The following is a 15,366-nucleotide window of genomic DNA, read 5'->3' as shown; positions in this document are numbered from 1 at the left end:
TGCTCCTCACAGAAAATGTTCAGCTCTCTTGATCATCAGGATTAATAAAGACGTTGACCGGGAAATCCCCCAGGGCAGTGCTCAGCGGCAGCTCCTTGTTTGGTGTGACTGCGCCTGTGTGGAAAAGTCCCTTCCATTTTTGTGTCGTGGCGGCGAACGGTAGTGTGACCCGTGTATCGCCCCAAACCTGCGCATTGATCTGGGGGAACACACCGTTTTCAAGCAGGCAATGGGACCAGCGTGGCACCACCACCACGAGGTATTTGCCCTGGTGCTCGCGGGCGAACGCGACAACGTGCGCGGCGTGTTTGCCCAGCACTTGCAGCGGCGTGTAGCGGCCACTGTGGAACAGTTCGGGGTAGGCCTTGCGCAGGGCCAAGGCCTGGGCGATCACCGCCTGTTTGATACGCCCGTCGCGCCAGTGGAACAACAGTTCGCCGATGTCCGGTGGGGTGCGCAACGCCTGTTGCCGTGCGTTGAAATCCACCGGGCGACGGTTGTCCGGGTCCACCAGGCTGAAGTCCCAGAACTCGGCGCCCTGGTACAGGTCCGGCACCCCCGGCACGGTGATGCGAAGCAAGGATTGCGCCAGCCCATTGATCGCGCCAGCCGGGGCGATGACCTGGGCGGCGTTGCCGATGGCGCTGCGCAAGGCGTGGCCTTCAGCGCTCAACAGCAAGCGCGACAGAAAGGTTTCGACGCCGCGCTCGTAGGCCTCGTTGGGCGCGCTCCAACTGCTGTGCAACTTGGCCTCGCGCAAGGCTTTTTGTTGCCACTGCCAGAGGCGTTGTTGGTAACCCTCGAGGTCTGCACCGAGGTCCAGTGGCCAACTGCCCAGCAGCACTTGATAGAGGATCAGTTCATCGCCCGCGGCGGGGCTGGTGTCACTGCGCAACGGCGCGGCAAGGCTGCGCCAGTGTTCCACTTGCTCGACAAACCACGGTGCGCATTCACTCAGCACCGCCAGGCGCGCGCGGCTGTCTTCGCCGCGCTTGTGGTCGTGGGTGGCGGTGGCCAGCAGGTTATCGGGGAAGCTCTGCAAGCGCTGCCGGTTGACCGCATGAAACTCGGCCAGCGGCGCACTGAACTGCTCGGTGCTGAAGCCCACATCGTTGCGCGACAACAGCACCGCCGAACGATAGAACGCGGTGTCTTCCACCGCCTTGGCCGCCGCCGGCGAGGTCAGTTGCTGGAACCGTACGCAGGCATGCTTGAGGATCTTGCGCTCACGCCCCAGCGGGCGATCGCGCCAGGGTTGGCCGCCTAGCCAGTTGGCCAGGTGGTCAAGCACCGGCCAGTCGCCTTCGCCCAAGGTGCTGCGGGCGCCGTCCATGGCCTGCTGGAACACACGCTCATCGGCGGCACTGCGGCCACGGGCGCTGATGTAGGTGCGGTACACCGGGAAATGCACGATCAATTCCTGCAAGGCACGGCGGATTGCGCCAAGGGTCAGGTCGCGGGTCATCACGTCGTCGCGGGCCACTTGCAGCAGGGCCTGGGCCACGCTTTCAAAGTCGCCGCCGAGGGAGCCGTTGAGGATTTGCTGGCGGGCCAGGCGCGCTTCCTCGATGAACGCCGACGGGCGCTCGCTGTGGCGCGTCCACAGCTCGGCCAGTGGGGCGAAGCCGTCCGGGTGATGTTGCAGCAACGACAGCTGGTTCATGAATTCGTAGCCGGTGGTGCCGTCCACCTGCCAGTCTTCACGCAGGGTTTCACCGTCGCCGAGGATCTTCTCGACAAAGATCGGCAAGTGCCGTCCGGGCGCCAGCGAGTCCACGCGTCGGCGCAGCTTGCGGCAGTAGCCGCGTGGGTCGGCCAGGCCGTCGATATGGTCGATGCGCAGGCCGTCCACCAGGCCTTCGCTGATCAGTTCGAAGATCTTGCCGTGGGTGGCTTCGAACACCGCACTGCGTTCGACACGCAGGCCGCCGAGCTCGTTGACGTCGAAGAAGCGCCGCCAGTTGATGTCGTCCGCCGCCGTACGCCAGCTGGCCAGGCGGTAGGCTTGTTGTTCCAGCAGATGATGCAGGCGGTCGAAGTCGAACCTGGCCAACTGTTGCTCGATGGCGCGCAGGACCTGGTCCTCGCTGGCGCGTTCGGCCAGTAACTGTTTGAGCCGTGCGGCCTCGTGGTAGGCGTCGTCTTGATAGGCGAGGGCGCCGAAGCGCTCGGCCAGCGGCTGGAGCAATGGGTCGGTGCCGAGGATCGCGGGGTAATCCCGTGGGCAGATCGGGAAGTGGTGTTCGTAATGGGCGACGTAAAACGCGCCGTGGGCCGCATCAAATTGCAGGGTCACAGTGCCGCTCTGCAACGCTTCGCCGTAATCGCTGCCGAGGAACGGCATAAGCAATTGGCCCTTGAGCAACGGGTCTGGCGAGTGCCACTGGATGTCGAAAAACTCGCTGTAGGGGCTCAAGCGCCCCCACTCCAGCAGGTCCAGCCACCAGGGGTTATCGGCGCCGCCGACGGCCATGTGGTTGGAGACAATATCGAGGATCAGCCCCATGTCGTGTTCGCGCAAAGCGGCCACCAGGCGCCGCAATGCCGATTCACCGCCCAGCTCGGGATTGACACGCGTGGGGTCGACCACATCGTAGCCATGCATGGAGCCGGCGCGGGCGCTGAGCAGCGGCGAAGCATACAGATGACTGATTCCCAGCGCGGCGAAGTACGGCACCAGCGGCACCGCATCATCCAGGGTAAAGCCGCGATGAAATTGCAGGCGTTGGGTCGCGCGTAGCGGCAGTGTTTTCATCGGTCACGCTCGTAGGCCTGGTTGCGCGCCACGGCCAGCAGTTCCAGGCGGCGTGCGGCACCGGCGTTGTCGAGCAGGCTGGAGGCTTCGCCCGGCAGGCGTCGGCGCCAATTGGGGTGGGTGTCGATGGTGCCCGGCAGGTTGGCTTGCTCGTCCACGGCCAGGGCATCTTCCAGCGGCAGCAGCACCAGCGGCGCACGAGTGTGGCCCAGGTAACGCACGCTGGCGTCGATCACGTGGTCGGTTTCGTTGCGAATCTCATCGACGAAATTCTGCGGGTCCTGGCTCAAGGCCTGACGCAGCGCCTGGCGTTCGCGCAGGCGGTGTTCGCTCCATTGCTCGACAGTAGGCGCGTCGATCAGGCCGAGCTGGATATTCCACTCGATGTCGCGGCTGTGCCACCAGCCGTTGAGGGTTGGCAGGTCGTGGGTGCTGGTGGTGGCCAGGGCGTTGTCGGGCCAGTCGAGGATCGGCTTGAACTGGCCGTCGTGACCCTGTTCGAACAGCAACACGCGCATGCCCAGGATCGAGCGGCCGATGAGTTTGTCGCGCAGGCCATCGGGCACGGTGCCGAGGTCTTCGCCGAGGACAATGGCTTGGTGGCGGTGGGATTCGAGGGCGAGCAAGCGCAGCAGGTCGTCCACCGGGTAATACAGGTAAGCGCCGTCCCGTGGCGAGGCATCCATGGGGATCACCCACAGGCGTTGCAGGCCCATCACATGGTCGATGCGCAAGCCGCCGGCGTGGGCGAAGTTGGCGCGCAGCATCTCGATGAAGGCGCGAAAGCCGTTGCGTTGCAGACCCTCCGGAGAAAACGCGGAAATCCCCCAGCCCTGGCCGGCACGATTGAGGATGTCCGGTGGTGCCCCGACGGTGAGGTCGGCGAGCAGTTCATCCTGACGGCTCCAGGCCTGGCTGCCACCGCCGTCGGCGCCCACGGCGAGGTCAGCGATCAGGCCGACGCCCATGCCACTGCCCCGCGCGGCTTGTTGTGCGCGTTCCAGGCAACGGGCGATCAGCCATTGGCTGAAGGCGAAATAACCGATCTCGCTGGCGTGCTCTGCGGCGAATTGTGCCAGTGCCGGGCTTTGTGGGTCGCGCCAATCCTGGGGCCAGTGGCGCCAGTCGAGATCCTCACCGGCTGCGGCGCGCGCGGCTTGTACGGCTTCGAAGCGGCAGTGGTTTTCGAGGGCTTCGCCGCCAGCCTGGCGGAAGCTGAGGAAGTCGGCGTGTTGCGGGTGATGGCCGTGGCGGAAGTCTTCATATAGCGCGCGCAGCAGACGTTGCTTGGCTTTGGCTGCGCTGGGCCAGTCGATCAGGCTGTGTTGTTCCAGGTCGTGCAGTTCTTCCGTCAGGCCGAGGGCCTCGATGGCGTTGCGCACTTCGCGTTCGCCGAGGATGCAGGCGGGCGAGGCGTACAGGCTGTTGAGGAACAAGCGGCTGGACGGCGAATACGGGCTGTAGCGCCCGGTGTCGGCGCTGAACATCGCGTGCATCGGGCTGATCGCCAAGGCATCGGCCCCGCGTTCGGCGGCCGCGCGCGCCAGGTGTTCCAGGGCCAGGGTGTCGCCAAAGCCGCCGTCGCCCAAGCGACGCAGGGCATAGAGTTGGGCGCTGATGCCCCAGGCACGCGCGGGTTGGCTATGCACCGCTTCGGCCACGCTGTAGCAGTGGGTAGGCGCGACGGCGAGGGTGAAGGTCTGGCCAGCGATGTGCACGTGGTGATAGCCGAGGGCGATGACGCCGGGCAGTAGCGCATTGCCGTCGAGGCGTAGCTCCAGGGTGTCGCCGCCTTCAAGGCTGACCCGGCACAGCGTGTCGGGTTCGAAGTAATGCGCCAGGTTGAGGCTGTCGCCGCTGTCGACCGTCATCAAGGGCGGCAGTTGCCTGTCCTGTTGAGCGCGCTCCAGTTGCAGCAGGCTGGCGTCGACCTCGGCGTCGCTGTCGGCGGGGTGGCCCAGGCCCTTGAGCACGGCGCGCAGGGCCTCGGGTTTGACACGTTGTGGGCGGCCGTTGGCGTCGATCCAATCGACGGCCAGGCCCGCGCGGCTGGCGAGGATTTCCAGGTTCGCTTCGCTCAAGAGTGCTCTCCAACAGGGGATAGGGTGACGCGTGCGCTGTACGGCGGCAGTTGTGCGCCTTGGTCGGCAGGCGTTTCGAATAGCAGGTGTTCGGCGCGGTGATACGCGAGTGCGGTGGCGCTCAGGTTGAGGTCGATCTGCAGCAGGCTGCCGTTGCCCAGGCGCCAACGTGCACTGACGGCGCCCTCGGCCAGCACCTGTGCGCCCAATGCGACGCTGCCGGGCAGGTGCGGCACCAGGTGGCGGTGGCGCAGGCTGAGCAATTGGCGATAGAGCCGGGCCTGGGGGTGGTCGGTGAAGGTCGGTGTCGAGTGTTCAAAGGTGCGCAGGGCGTTCGGGTCGGGAATGCGCTTGCGCAGCGCCGGCTCGTTGAATGCGGCGAAGTCGGCAAATTCATTGCGTCGGCCTTCGCGCACCGCTTCGGCCAGTTCGCCGTGGTGGTCGGTGAAAAACAGAAACGGTTCGCTGGCGTTGACTTCATCGCCCATAAACAGCAGCGGGATCATCGGTGACAGCAGCAGCAACGTGGTTGCCGCCTGAAGTGCCTGGGGTGAGCAGAGTTGATGCAAGCGTTCACCGAGGGCGCGGTTGCCGATCTGGTCATGGTTCTGCAAGAACAGCACAAACGCGGTCGGCGGCAGATGGCCGCTGGGTTCGCCGCGTGTGTGGCCGTGGCGGGTGGTATCGCCCTGGTAGATGAAGCCTTCGCCCAGGCAGCGGGCGAGCTTGGCCGTGGTGTCGGTGGCGAAGTCACGGTAATAGGCGTCGGTCTCGCCGGTGAGCAACACGTGCAGGGCGTTGTGGCCGTCGTCATTCCACTGCGCGTCGAAATCGTGCTCGAGCAGGTTGGCCTGGTTGAACTCGTTCTCCAGCACCAACCATACGTGGCGGCCGGTATCGACTTGCTGGCGCACCCGTTGCGCCAGCTCCTTGAGAAACCCCGGGTTGTCGATGGCGTGCACGGCGTCCAGGCGCAGGCCGTCGAAGCGGTATTCAAGTAGCCACATCAGCGCGTTGTCGAGGAAGAAGTTGCGCACTTCACGGCGTTCGAAGTCGATGCCGGCGCCCCAAGGCGTGTGCACCTCTTCGCGAAAGAAACCCTGGGCGTATTGGCCCAGGTAATTGCCGTCGGGGCCGAAGTGGTTGTAGACCACGTCGAGGATCACCGACAGGCCGTGTTCATGGGCGCTGTCAATCAGGTGCTTGAGCTGCTCGGGCGTGCCGTAGCTGGCGTGGGGCGCATAGGGCAAAACCCCGTCGTAGCCCCAGTTGCGTTCGCCGGGGAACTGCGCCAATGGCATCAGCTCGATCGCAGTCACGCCCAGCTCGGCCAGGCGCGGCAGGTGTTGCTCTACGGCGGCGTAACCGCCCAGCGCACCGACGTGCAGTTCATAGATCACCGCTTCGTGCCACGGACGGCCGTGCCACTGGCTGTGTCGCCATTGATAGGCGAGGGGGTCGACGACCCGGCTCCAGCCATGCACGTCCGTGGCCTGGGCCCGGGACGCCGGGTCGGGGACATCCTTTTCCCCATCGATATTGAAGCGGTAGCGCGTGCCTGCCGGGCAGGCTATTTCAGTTTCAAACCAGCCATCTGCCTGGGGCAGCATGGCGACGGACTTACCGTGTTCCAATTCAACGCTGACGTAATACGCGTCTGGCGCCCACAAGGCAAAACGCGTGTGTTGCGCGTCCAGCATGATTGCGCCGTGGGGCCAGGTTTCCAGAGTCCGTGACGGCATCTACAGAGACCTCCCATGTCTATTTATTGGCGGATTTCCCCAGGGCCTTGGCCACAAGCTGTTCGTACAGTTCGGCGTAGGGTTCCACCGCCTGGCACCAGTTGAAGGGTTGGGTCATGGCGCGCGAACGCATGGCGTTGAGCAGGCCCGGGAAGGCGAAGACCCTGAACGCTCGGCTCAGGGCTTCGCGGTAACTTTCTACGCTGGATTCATTGAACAGGAAGCCGGTGACGCCATCTTCAATGGTGTCTGCGAGCCCGCCGGTATTGCGCGCCACCGGCAACGAGCCGAAACGTTGCGCGTACATCTGGCTCAGGCCGCACGGCTCATAGCGCGAAGGCATCAACAGGAAATCGCTGCCGGCAAACATGCGCCGGGCGTCGGTTTCGTTGAAGCCGATGCGCACGCCGACCTGGCCGGGAAAGCGCAGCGCCAGTTCGCGCATGGCCTGTTCTTCTTCCGGCTCGCCACGGCCGATGATCGCGATCTGGCCGCCGTTTTCGACGATAAAGCCGGCTACGGCTTCGGTGAGGTCCAGGCCTTTCTGGTAGACCAGGCGCGAGACCACCGCGAACAGCGGGCCTTTGGAGTCGTGCAGGCCGAACAGTCGACGCACGTGGCCGGCGTTGATGGCCTTGCCGTCCCAGTCGCCAATATTGAAATTATGTTGCAGGTGCGTATCGGTGGAGGTTTCCCAACTTTCATCGATGCCGTTCGGGATGCCACTGAGCAGGCCTTGCTGGGTCTTGCTGGCCAGGAAACCATCGAGGCCGCAGCCGAATTCGGGGGTGGTGATCTCCTGGGCGTACGTTGCACTCACCGTGGTGATATGGCTGGAATACGCCATGCCAGCCTTGAGGAACGACATCTTGCCGTAGAACTCCATGCCTTCCTGTTGCAGGGCGTGGGGCGGAATGCCCAACTCCGGCGTGGAGGCCAGGCTGACCACGCCTTGATAGGCCAGGTTATGGATGGTGAACAGCGTCGGCGTGCGTGACCCACGCCAGTGCATATAGGCCGGGGCCAGGCCAGCGGGCCAGTCGTGGGCGTGCACCAGGTCGGGGCACCAGTGGATCTGCGCAAGGTTGGCGGCCATGTCGGCGGCGGCCAGGCCGAGGCGGGCGAAGCGGATATGGTTGTCCGGCCAGTCGCGACCGTTGTTGGCGCCGTAGGGCGTGCCTTCACGTTCGTACAGTTCGGGGCAGATCAGCACATAGATGACCAGGCCGTCCTTGAGGTCCATGCGCCCGATCTTGCACGGCGGCAGCGCAGCGTGGCCGCCCAGCTCGCCGACGATATGAATCGGGTTATCGCTTTCCATCACCTGTGGGTACCCAGGGATCAACACGCGTACATCGTGCAGATGGGCCATGGCGCGGGGCAGGGCGGCGGACACGTCGCCGAGGCCGCCGGTCTTGACCAGGTCGGCGAATTCAGAGGTGACAAACAAGACTTTCTTGCGGTTGGGATTTTCGTTCACGACCTGCCGCACAGTGGTGGGCAGGTCGACCAATGATGGCCCCCCTACCGGCTGACTGACACGCTCTCCCTGAACAACTACAGCGGCATTGATCATAATTCACTCCCACATGTTGGCTGGCTAATGGCCCGCTGCCATCAGCTCCGATGACCGCTTCCTGCGATCAGGCGCACAAGCACTGTACAAACTGGCAAGGCGTATGCCAGATGCACATTTGGCTCGAAAAGATTGGATGGACGGGCATTGGGGATGAACTCCACGTGCTCGCCTCACCTTAAAACTGGACCTACGGCAGAGTTGGAAAGTTTCGATTTTTTGCGGGGTTTTTGTTTTGAAACGGACCCATCGGTCATCAGTCTAGGACAGATCCCAGAGCCCGTAGGGTTTGTGAGGAATTTTTGTAGGACAAAAAACTTGTAACCTTATGCAGCTTTGAAAACATGCCCAGAAAGTTCGCGGATAGGTATTTGTAGTGAGCGGGCTTGCCCCGCGCTGGGGGGGCAAGCCGCCCCAAATCCGCACACCGCGGTCTTCCTGATACACCGCGGCGCGCCGTTTTGGGGCGGCTTCGCCCCCCCAGCGCGGGCAAGCCCGCTCACTACAAGTGCGTCAGGCGAGCCCGCGAATGGGCGTGTCGTTGGCCCACGCGAGGATGTTTTCGATCATCTGCTGATAGAACTGGCGGTAATTCTGCTCGCTCACATAACCCACGTGCGGAGTAGCCAATACATTGGGCAGGCGCCGGAACGCGTGGTCGTGCGGCAAGGGTTCCTCGGCGAACACATCCAGTGCCGCCCCGGCCAGACGCCCGCTTTCCAGCGCTTGCACCAGCGCGGTCTCATCCACGATCGGCCCGCGAGCAGTGTTCACCAGGCGCGCAGACGGTTTCATCCAGCCCAGCGCCTCGGCATCCACCAGGCCTCGGCTGCGCTCGCTGAGCACCAAGTGCACGCTGAGAATGTCGGACTGTTCGAACAGCGCCTGCTTGCTGACCCACATCACCCCCGACTCGGCCGCGCGCTCCGGCGTGAGGTTTTCACTCCAGGCGATCACGCGCATGCCGAACACCTGGGCGAACTGGGCGACCTTTTGACCGATGCTGCCGAGCCCGAGAATCCCCAGGGTCTTGCCATGCAGGTCGCCCCCCAGGCCAACCTGCCAGCCCCCGGCGCGCAGCGAGTTGGCTTCGGCCAGCAGGTTGCGGCTAGACGCCATGATCAATGCCCAGGTCAATTCCGGTGCTGCCTGTTTATAGCTGTCAGTCCCACACACCTGAACCCCCAGTGCCTTGGCGGCGGGAATGTCGATGGCCGCGTTGCGCATGCCGCCGGTCACCAGCAGCTTGAGCCTGGGCAAGCCCTGGAGCAGGGCCTTGTCGAAGGTCGAGCGTTCGCGCATCACGCAAATGACCTCGAAGCCCTGCAAGCGCTGGATCATGGTGGCGGTGTCCGCCGGGTAGTCGTGCAGGAAGTGCACCTGGCCGACGCTTGCAAGCGGCGACCAGTCCACCACGCCACTGGCCACGTTCTGCCAATCATCAATCACTGCGATCTGTACCGACATCAACGAGTGCCCCGAAAAAGGTTGGATTAAACGGCGTTCAATGTTGGCGAGAAATTAAACAGGGATTCACACCCAGTGCAAGGTCAGTGCGGCGAGCACGGCGTAGCGCAGGCTTTTGGCCACGGTCACCCACAGCAAGAAACGCCACAGGGGTTCGCGCATCACGCCGGCGACCAGGGTCAGCGGGTCACCGATGACCGGCAGCCAACTGAGCAACAGCGTCCAATGCCCCCAGCGCTGGTAATGCCGCCGGGCCTTGTCCAGTTGCCGGTCATTGACCGGAAACCAGCGTCGCCCCTTGAAGTGCTCCACCCAGCGCCCCAGCCACCAGTTCACCACTGAACCGAGCACGTTGCCGAGGGTGGCGACGCCCAGCAGCAGCCACAGGCTGTAATGCCCACTGAGCAGCAGGCCGACCAGCACCGCTTCCGATTGCAGGGGTAACAAGGTCGCGGCGCCAAACGCCGCGACGAACAGTCCCAGGTAACCCGCGATCATCGCGCCGGGTATTCAGCCACCACGACGTCCTTGCCATCACGGGTCAGACCGATTACTTCAAAGGCTTCGCTGCGACCCTCGACTTCCATGCCAGGGGAGCCCATGGGCATACCCGGTGCGGCGACGCCGAGCAGGTCGTCGCGTGCGCGCAAGGCCAGTACCTGCTCGGCGGGCACGTGGCCTTCGACGAACTTGCCATCGATCACGGCGGTGTGGCACGAACCCAGGCGTGGGGCGACGCCAAGGCGTTGCTTGACCGCGCTCATATCGGTTTCCACATGGTCATTGACCTTGAAAACGTTGCTTTCCAGGTGGCTGATCCACTTCTTGCAGCAGCCGCAATTGGCGTCGCGGTGCACGTCGATAGGGATCAGGTCGGCCGCCTGGGCCAGGGTGGTGGTGAACAGGGCCGAAAGCAGGGCCAAGCGCAATGGGGTCTTCATGGGTTGTCATCCGGTTCCGAGCAGTAAGCCCGGCATTTTCCCCGCTTTTTGCAAGGGTACGCGGCGGTAATGTTTCTAAATTATACAGAGGGTGGGTTTTCCAGCCGTTGCTTGAGCTGGTCCAGGGCAACGGACGACAGCTCGATCATGCGTTCATGCAGGCTGGCCAGCTGCAACTCGGTCTCGTAGATCAGCACACGCTTGAACAGCGTGCCATCGCGGTGGGCCTGCAAGAAATAGTGAATCGAGCCGTCGACGGCCAGGGAGGTGAACACGGTCTTGAATTCGTCGGGACGTCGGGCGATCTGCACGCGATAGCTCATGGGGACGCGGATGCCCAACAGGTCGATGAATTCGGTGAAGCGGGCGCCGACGGGGAGGGAACCAGAGGTGCCGGTCTCGGCGCCGAGGGAAGTGGGGTGCCATTCGTGCCAGCGGTCCGGTTGGGTCACGTAGTCGTAGACGGCCTCGGTCGGGGCCTGGATAAAGCGTTCCTGACTGATCCGCTCCAACCGGACCGACTGCTCGACAGCGCGCATGACACACCTCCTGTGTGGCGTGGCTAAACACCTTGAGCTGTCAGAATAGTCCGACTCCCGCGCTTTGCACGGGAGACCTTGGCGAGTTGATCAACGGACTTTGAAGCGACTCATCAGTGCAATAACCCGGCCATTGGCGTCGAGCAGGCTTTGGGTATTGGCTTCGGTGGCGTGACCACTTTGCACCAACTCTTCGACCATATGGCGAATGTGCACCATGCTGCGGTTGATCTCCTCGGTCACTGCGCTTTGCTGCTCGGCGGCCGTGGCGATCTGGGTGCTGAGGTTGTTGATGTGGCTGACCGAGCCCGCCATTTCGTCCAGGCCGGTGTTCACCCGCGCCGTGGCGTCGGCGGCCGACTGGCAACTGGCCTGGGTGTTTTCCATGGCCGCGACGGACGTGCTGACCCCCGTGGTCAGGCGCACCAGCATCTCGTTGATCTGCGACGTGCTGGCCTGGGTACGTGCCGCCAGTGCGCGCACTTCGTCGGCGACCACCGCGAACCCACGGCCTTGCTCGCCAGCCCGCGCCGCCTCGATGGCGGCGTTGAGCGCCAACAGGTTGGTCTGGCCGGCAATCGCGCCGATCACCCCCAGGGTCTCGGTGATACGCGCGGCGTCCTGGCGCATGTTTTCCACGCTCTGGGTGGCACTGGAAACTTCGCCGATCAACGCGCTGACGCTGTTGGACGCCTCACCCACCACCACACGGGAACGGTCGGCGTGTTCGTTGGCACGCTGGGTAAAGGCCGCGGTTTCGGCGGCGTTTTGCGCGACGGTGTCGGCGGTGGAACTCATTTCGGTGATGGCGGTGACGGTCTGGTCGGTCTCCGAGGCATGTCGCAGCAGGATCTGGTTGGTCTGCGCCGAGGTCTGTTGCAATTGCTCCAGGCTCGAGGACATGGCACCCGTGGCCTGGGTGACTTCGCCGATCATGTTTTGCAGGTAGACAATAAACCGGTTGACCGAGTGGCCGATGGCGCCCAGTTCGTCTTCGGCGCGGATGGTGATGCGTCGGGTCAGGTCGGCGTCGCCGGCAGACAGCGCCTCGATATTGCTTTTCAGCGTGGTCATGCGCTGCACCAATTGGCGGATCGCGTACACCGCGAGCAGCACCAGCAGCAACACCATAGGGATTTGCAGCAGGGCCAGGGTACCCAGTACATCATCGCGCTGGGCAGTGATCAGCGAGGTGGGCAGGGCGGTGGCGAGGAACCACGGGGTGCCTTCAATCGGGCGCATGTAAAAGGTGCTGGCGACGCCGCCGTTGTCGAACTCACTGCGCTGCAACGCTTGGTTGCGCTGGGCCAGGGCTTTGCTGACCTGGGCGGCGAAGGCCGATGTGCCAGTCAGCTCGCTGATGTTTTTCAACACCACCGGGCTGCTGATGCGCGAGCTGTTGCTGATGATCTTGCCGTCGCCTTCAACGATCAGCATTTGCCCACCGATGTCTTTTTCCTTGCTGGCCACCAACTCATTGAAGAAGCCCAGGGTCACATCGATGGTCGCCACGCCATAGGCGGCACCGTCGCGCTGGATCGCCATGGCGCAGTTGGTGCGTGGCTCCTGGCTGGCGTCGTCCTTGTAGGCCGCCGCCCAGGCGCATTGGCCGCGAGGTGAAGCGAGCCCGCCTTTGTACCAACTCTGGTCGTAGTAATTGGGGGCCGGGTCGCTGTTCCAGAAGGTATTGACCGTCAGCTTGCCCGAAGCATCACGGTGCCAGAACGTACTGTGTTTGTTGCGCCCGGGGGTGCGCTGGTTGGGAAGCGGCCAGATGCCACCACCGAAGACTTTCAGCTCGCCGTACTGGTCGACCAGGCCAGGCAGGACCTTGTCGATGGCATCGCTGTCGAGCAGGGGAATGGTTTGGGTGATAGTGCGTTGTTGGGCCTGAACCTTGTTCAGCTCGCCCTGGATCTGTTCGGCGACTTCGCTGATGCGGTTGAGCACCACTTGTTCTTCGGTATGGCGCAGCGTGGGTGCGACCAGTTGGCCGATGCCGACGATGGTCAACACAAACAACACCAGGACGAACAGCACCAGAAACACGGTATAGCGGGCTTGGATAGAGCGCAGTGGGGGCATGGGATCGTCCTTACGAAGCGTTTGTTATTCACGCGGCTTTATTAGAGCTTCGTCGGGCTATCGGCTTGGCGAGCCAGAGCTTTAGGTACGATCGTACAAGAAAGTTGGAGCGCCGCTTCAGGGCGCTCCGGGGTGTTCAGATGTTCAGCATCGCCATCACCGTTTCGGGATAACGCAGGCCGACCGTGGCATCGGCCGCAAACACCGCCTCCAGCGCCGCCAATTCACTCGGGCTGAGGCGCACCTCCAGCGCCGCGACGTTCTCTTCCAGGTACTTGCGTCGCTTGGTCCCCGGAATGGGGATGATGTAGTCGCCTTGCGCCAACACCCAGGCCAGCGCCAGTTGCCCGGCGCTGACCCCCTTGTCCCGCGCCAGGGCCTGCACCTGTGTCACCAGTTGCAGGTTCTTCGCGAAATTCTCGCCTTGGAAGCGCGGGCTTTGGCGGCGATAGTCGTCGGCGTCGAAATCGTCCGGGCTTTGCAGTGCGCCGGTGAGAAAGCCGCGGCCCAACGGGCTGTAGGGCACAAACGCAACGCCCAGGCGCTGGCAGGCGGCGAGGCAGCCGTTGTCTTCCTGGTCGCGGCTCCACAGCGAATATTCGCTTTGCAGGGCGCTGATGGGGTGGACCTTGTGCGCCCGCTCCAGGGTGGCCGCCGACGCTTCGCTCAGGCCCAGGTAACGCACCTTGCCTTGCTTGACCAGTTCAGCCATGGCCCCGACGGTTTCTTCGATGGCCACTTCGGGGTCGATGCGGTGTTGGTAGTAGAGGTCGAGGGTCTCCACGCCGAGGCGGCGCAAGGTGCCGTCGATGGCGTTGCGGATGTACTCGGGGCGCCCGTCGACACCGCGCAGCGTCGGGTTGGCCGGGTCGCGCACGATGCCGAACTTGCTGGCCAGGAACACCTGGTCGCGCTTGCCGACGATGGCTTTGCCGATCAGCGCTTCGTTGGTGTGCGGGCCGTACATGTCGGCGGTGTCGAGGAAGTTCACCCCCAGCTCCAGGGCGCGATGCAGGGTCGCGGTGGCCTCCGTGGTGTCGGTGCCGGGGGTGTAGAAATCGGTCATGCCCATGCAGCCGAGGCCGATGGCAGAGACGTGGGGGCCGTTTTTACCGAGTTGACGTGTGTGCATGTGTTAAACGCCTGGGGTGGGAAGGGCTCCATTGTTATCCTCGACAGAATTGGGATAAACCGGCTAAAACAGTTATCACTATTCGGATTATCTAAATAATCATCAGCGAGGGGCCCGGGTTTTGGACCGTTTTAATGCAATGCGCGTGTTTACCCGGATTGTCGAACTGGGCGGCTTCGCCAAGGCCGCAGACAGCCTGCAAATGCCGCGCGCTTCGGTGACGGTGCTGATCAAGCAATTGGAGGCGTATCTGGGGGTGCAACTGTTGCAACGCACCACGCGCCAGGTCAGCCCCACGCTGGACGGCGCTGCGTATTACCAGCGTTGCGTGCGTTTGCTGGCCGACCTGGAGGAGACCGAGGCGGTATTTTCCACCCGTCGGCAAGACCCGCGCGGCACCTTGAGCGTGGACATGCCGTCGGGCATTGGGCGCTGCATCGTGATTCCCGCATTGCCGACGTTCACGGCGCGCTACCCGCATATCGAACTGGAAATCGGCCTGAATGATCGCCCGGTGGATCTGATCCGCGAAGGTGTGGACTGTGTGCTGCGTGGTGGCCCGGCGCTGGATGAGTCGCTGGTGGCGCGCCCCTTGGCGATGCTTGAGCAGGTAACCCTGGCCAGCCCCGCTTACCTGGCGCGCATGGGCGTGCCCGAGTGCTTTGAAGACCTGGTGCATCACCAGATGGTCGAGTACGTATCGAGCACCACTGGCAAGCGCTATGGCCTGGAATTTGAAGTGGGGACCGAGTTGCGCCCGATCAACCTGGCCAAGAGCGTCGCGGTTAACAGCGCCGACGGTTACTTTGCGGCATGTGAGGCAGGGTATGGCTTGATCCAGGCCCCGCATTACCATGCCCTGCGCCAGTTGGCCGAGGGGCGGCTGGTCGAGGTGTTGCCCCGGTTGACGGTACCCGCAATGGCACTGACGGCGCTGTATCCGCCGCACCGCCAGCTGTCCCTGCGGGTACGCGTGTTTGTGGATTGGCTGGTGGAGCTATGCGCCACTCCAGGCCTTGGACTGAGGCGATGACTGCGACGCCGCTGG

11 protein-coding genes are annotated in these 15,366 nt (G+C 63.6%); 1 reads left to right on the top strand and 10 read right to left on the bottom strand.

Annotated elements, in window-relative coordinates; translation table 11 throughout:
- Nucleotides 1-19 precede the first annotated feature (19 nt).
- The 10 genes from IB241_RS22760 to IB241_RS22715 form a co-directional block, all read right to left on the bottom strand.
- Nucleotides 20-2,755 (bottom strand): malto-oligosyltrehalose synthase, encoded by a 2,736-nt coding sequence (locus IB241_RS22760; protein ID WP_192300452.1) that lies wholly within the window; start codon nucleotides 2,753-2,755, stop codon nucleotides 20-22.
- Complete coding sequence (gene malQ / locus IB241_RS22755) at nucleotides 2,752-4,836, bottom strand: 4-alpha-glucanotransferase (RefSeq protein ID WP_192300451.1); 2,085 nt, start codon at nucleotides 4,834-4,836, stop codon at nucleotides 2,752-2,754. The genes IB241_RS22760 and malQ overlap by 4 nt, the downstream gene beginning before the upstream one ends.
- Nucleotides 4,833-6,578 (bottom strand): malto-oligosyltrehalose trehalohydrolase, encoded by a 1,746-nt coding sequence (gene treZ, locus IB241_RS22750; RefSeq protein ID WP_192300450.1) that lies wholly within the window; start codon nucleotides 6,576-6,578, stop codon nucleotides 4,833-4,835. Before treZ ends, malQ begins: the two co-directional genes overlap by 4 nt.
- 19 nt (nucleotides 6,579-6,597) lie before the next feature.
- The gene (glgA, locus tag IB241_RS22745) at nucleotides 6,598-8,154 is read right to left on the bottom strand and encodes a glycogen synthase GlgA (RefSeq protein ID WP_192300449.1); all 1,557 of its coding nucleotides are present in this window, start codon (nucleotides 8,152-8,154) and stop codon (nucleotides 6,598-6,600) included.
- A gap of 513 nt (nucleotides 8,155-8,667) precedes the next feature.
- Nucleotides 8,668-9,621: a D-2-hydroxyacid dehydrogenase family protein gene (locus IB241_RS22740; RefSeq protein WP_192300448.1), complete on the bottom strand. Its 954-nt coding sequence runs from the start codon at nucleotides 9,619-9,621 to the stop codon at nucleotides 8,668-8,670.
- Between the two features lie 66 nt (nucleotides 9,622-9,687).
- Nucleotides 9,688-10,119, bottom strand: a complete 432-nt coding sequence (locus IB241_RS22735; protein ID WP_192300447.1) for a YqaA family protein — start codon at nucleotides 10,117-10,119, stop codon at nucleotides 9,688-9,690.
- On the bottom strand, nucleotides 10,116-10,562 hold the full coding sequence (locus IB241_RS22730) for a DUF411 domain-containing protein (RefSeq protein WP_192300446.1): 447 nt from the start codon (nucleotides 10,560-10,562) through the stop codon (nucleotides 10,116-10,118). The genes IB241_RS22735 and IB241_RS22730 overlap by 4 nt, the downstream gene beginning before the upstream one ends.
- Before the next feature lie 80 nt (nucleotides 10,563-10,642).
- Nucleotides 10,643-11,101 carry an SRPBCC family protein gene (locus IB241_RS22725; protein ID WP_192300445.1) on the bottom strand — a complete coding sequence of 153 codons (459 nt, stop codon included), beginning with the start codon at nucleotides 11,099-11,101 and terminating at the stop codon, nucleotides 10,643-10,645.
- 90 nt (nucleotides 11,102-11,191) lie between these two features.
- A complete protein-coding gene (locus tag IB241_RS22720) occupies nucleotides 11,192-13,186 on the bottom strand; it encodes a methyl-accepting chemotaxis protein (protein WP_192300444.1) in 1,995 nt (664 codons plus the stop codon).
- A 136-nt stretch (nucleotides 13,187-13,322) separates the two neighbouring features.
- Entirely contained in the window at nucleotides 13,323-14,318 is a 996-nt protein-coding gene (locus IB241_RS22715) for an aldo/keto reductase (RefSeq protein ID WP_192300443.1), read from the bottom strand.
- A 121-nt stretch (nucleotides 14,319-14,439) separates the two neighbouring features.
- On the opposite strand from IB241_RS22715, the gene IB241_RS22710 reads away from it, so the two are divergent.
- Nucleotides 14,440-15,351 (top strand): LysR family transcriptional regulator, encoded by a 912-nt coding sequence (locus IB241_RS22710; protein WP_192300442.1) that lies wholly within the window; start codon nucleotides 14,440-14,442, stop codon nucleotides 15,349-15,351.
- Nucleotides 15,352-15,366: the final 15 nt, after the last annotated feature.

This window comes from Pseudomonas sp. PDM05, assembly GCF_014851685.1.
Classification (GTDB): Bacteria; Pseudomonadota; Gammaproteobacteria; order Pseudomonadales; family Pseudomonadaceae; genus Aquipseudomonas.
Note: the sequence above shows the minus strand (reverse complement) of the source record. Positions and strands in the feature narration are given on the sequence as shown.

What these genes read in the sequence shown, in the direction of transcription:
- IB241_RS22760 (WP_192300452.1), bottom strand. Translation starts at nt 2,755, where the DNA reads ATGAAAACACTGCCGCTACGCGCGACCCAACGCCTGCAATTTCATCGC.
- treZ (WP_192300450.1), bottom strand. Translation starts at nt 6,578, where the DNA reads ATGCCGTCACGGACTCTGGAAACCTGGCCCCACGGCGCAATCATGCTG.
- glgA (WP_192300449.1), bottom strand. Translation starts at nt 8,154, where the DNA reads ATGATCAATGCCGCTGTAGTTGTTCAGGGAGAGCGTGTCAGTCAGCCG.
- IB241_RS22740 (WP_192300448.1), bottom strand. Translation starts at nt 9,621, where the DNA reads ATGTCGGTACAGATCGCAGTGATTGATGATTGGCAGAACGTGGCCAGT.
- IB241_RS22735 (WP_192300447.1), bottom strand. Translation starts at nt 10,119, where the DNA reads ATGATCGCGGGTTACCTGGGACTGTTCGTCGCGGCGTTTGGCGCCGCG.
- IB241_RS22730 (WP_192300446.1), bottom strand. Translation starts at nt 10,562, where the DNA reads ATGAAGACCCCATTGCGCTTGGCCCTGCTTTCGGCCCTGTTCACCACC.
- IB241_RS22725 (WP_192300445.1), bottom strand. Translation starts at nt 11,101, where the DNA reads ATGCGCGCTGTCGAGCAGTCGGTCCGGTTGGAGCGGATCAGTCAGGAA.
- IB241_RS22720 (WP_192300444.1), bottom strand. Translation starts at nt 13,186, where the DNA reads ATGCCCCCACTGCGCTCTATCCAAGCCCGCTATACCGTGTTTCTGGTG.
- IB241_RS22715 (WP_192300443.1), bottom strand. Translation starts at nt 14,318, where the DNA reads ATGCACACACGTCAACTCGGTAAAAACGGCCCCCACGTCTCTGCCATC.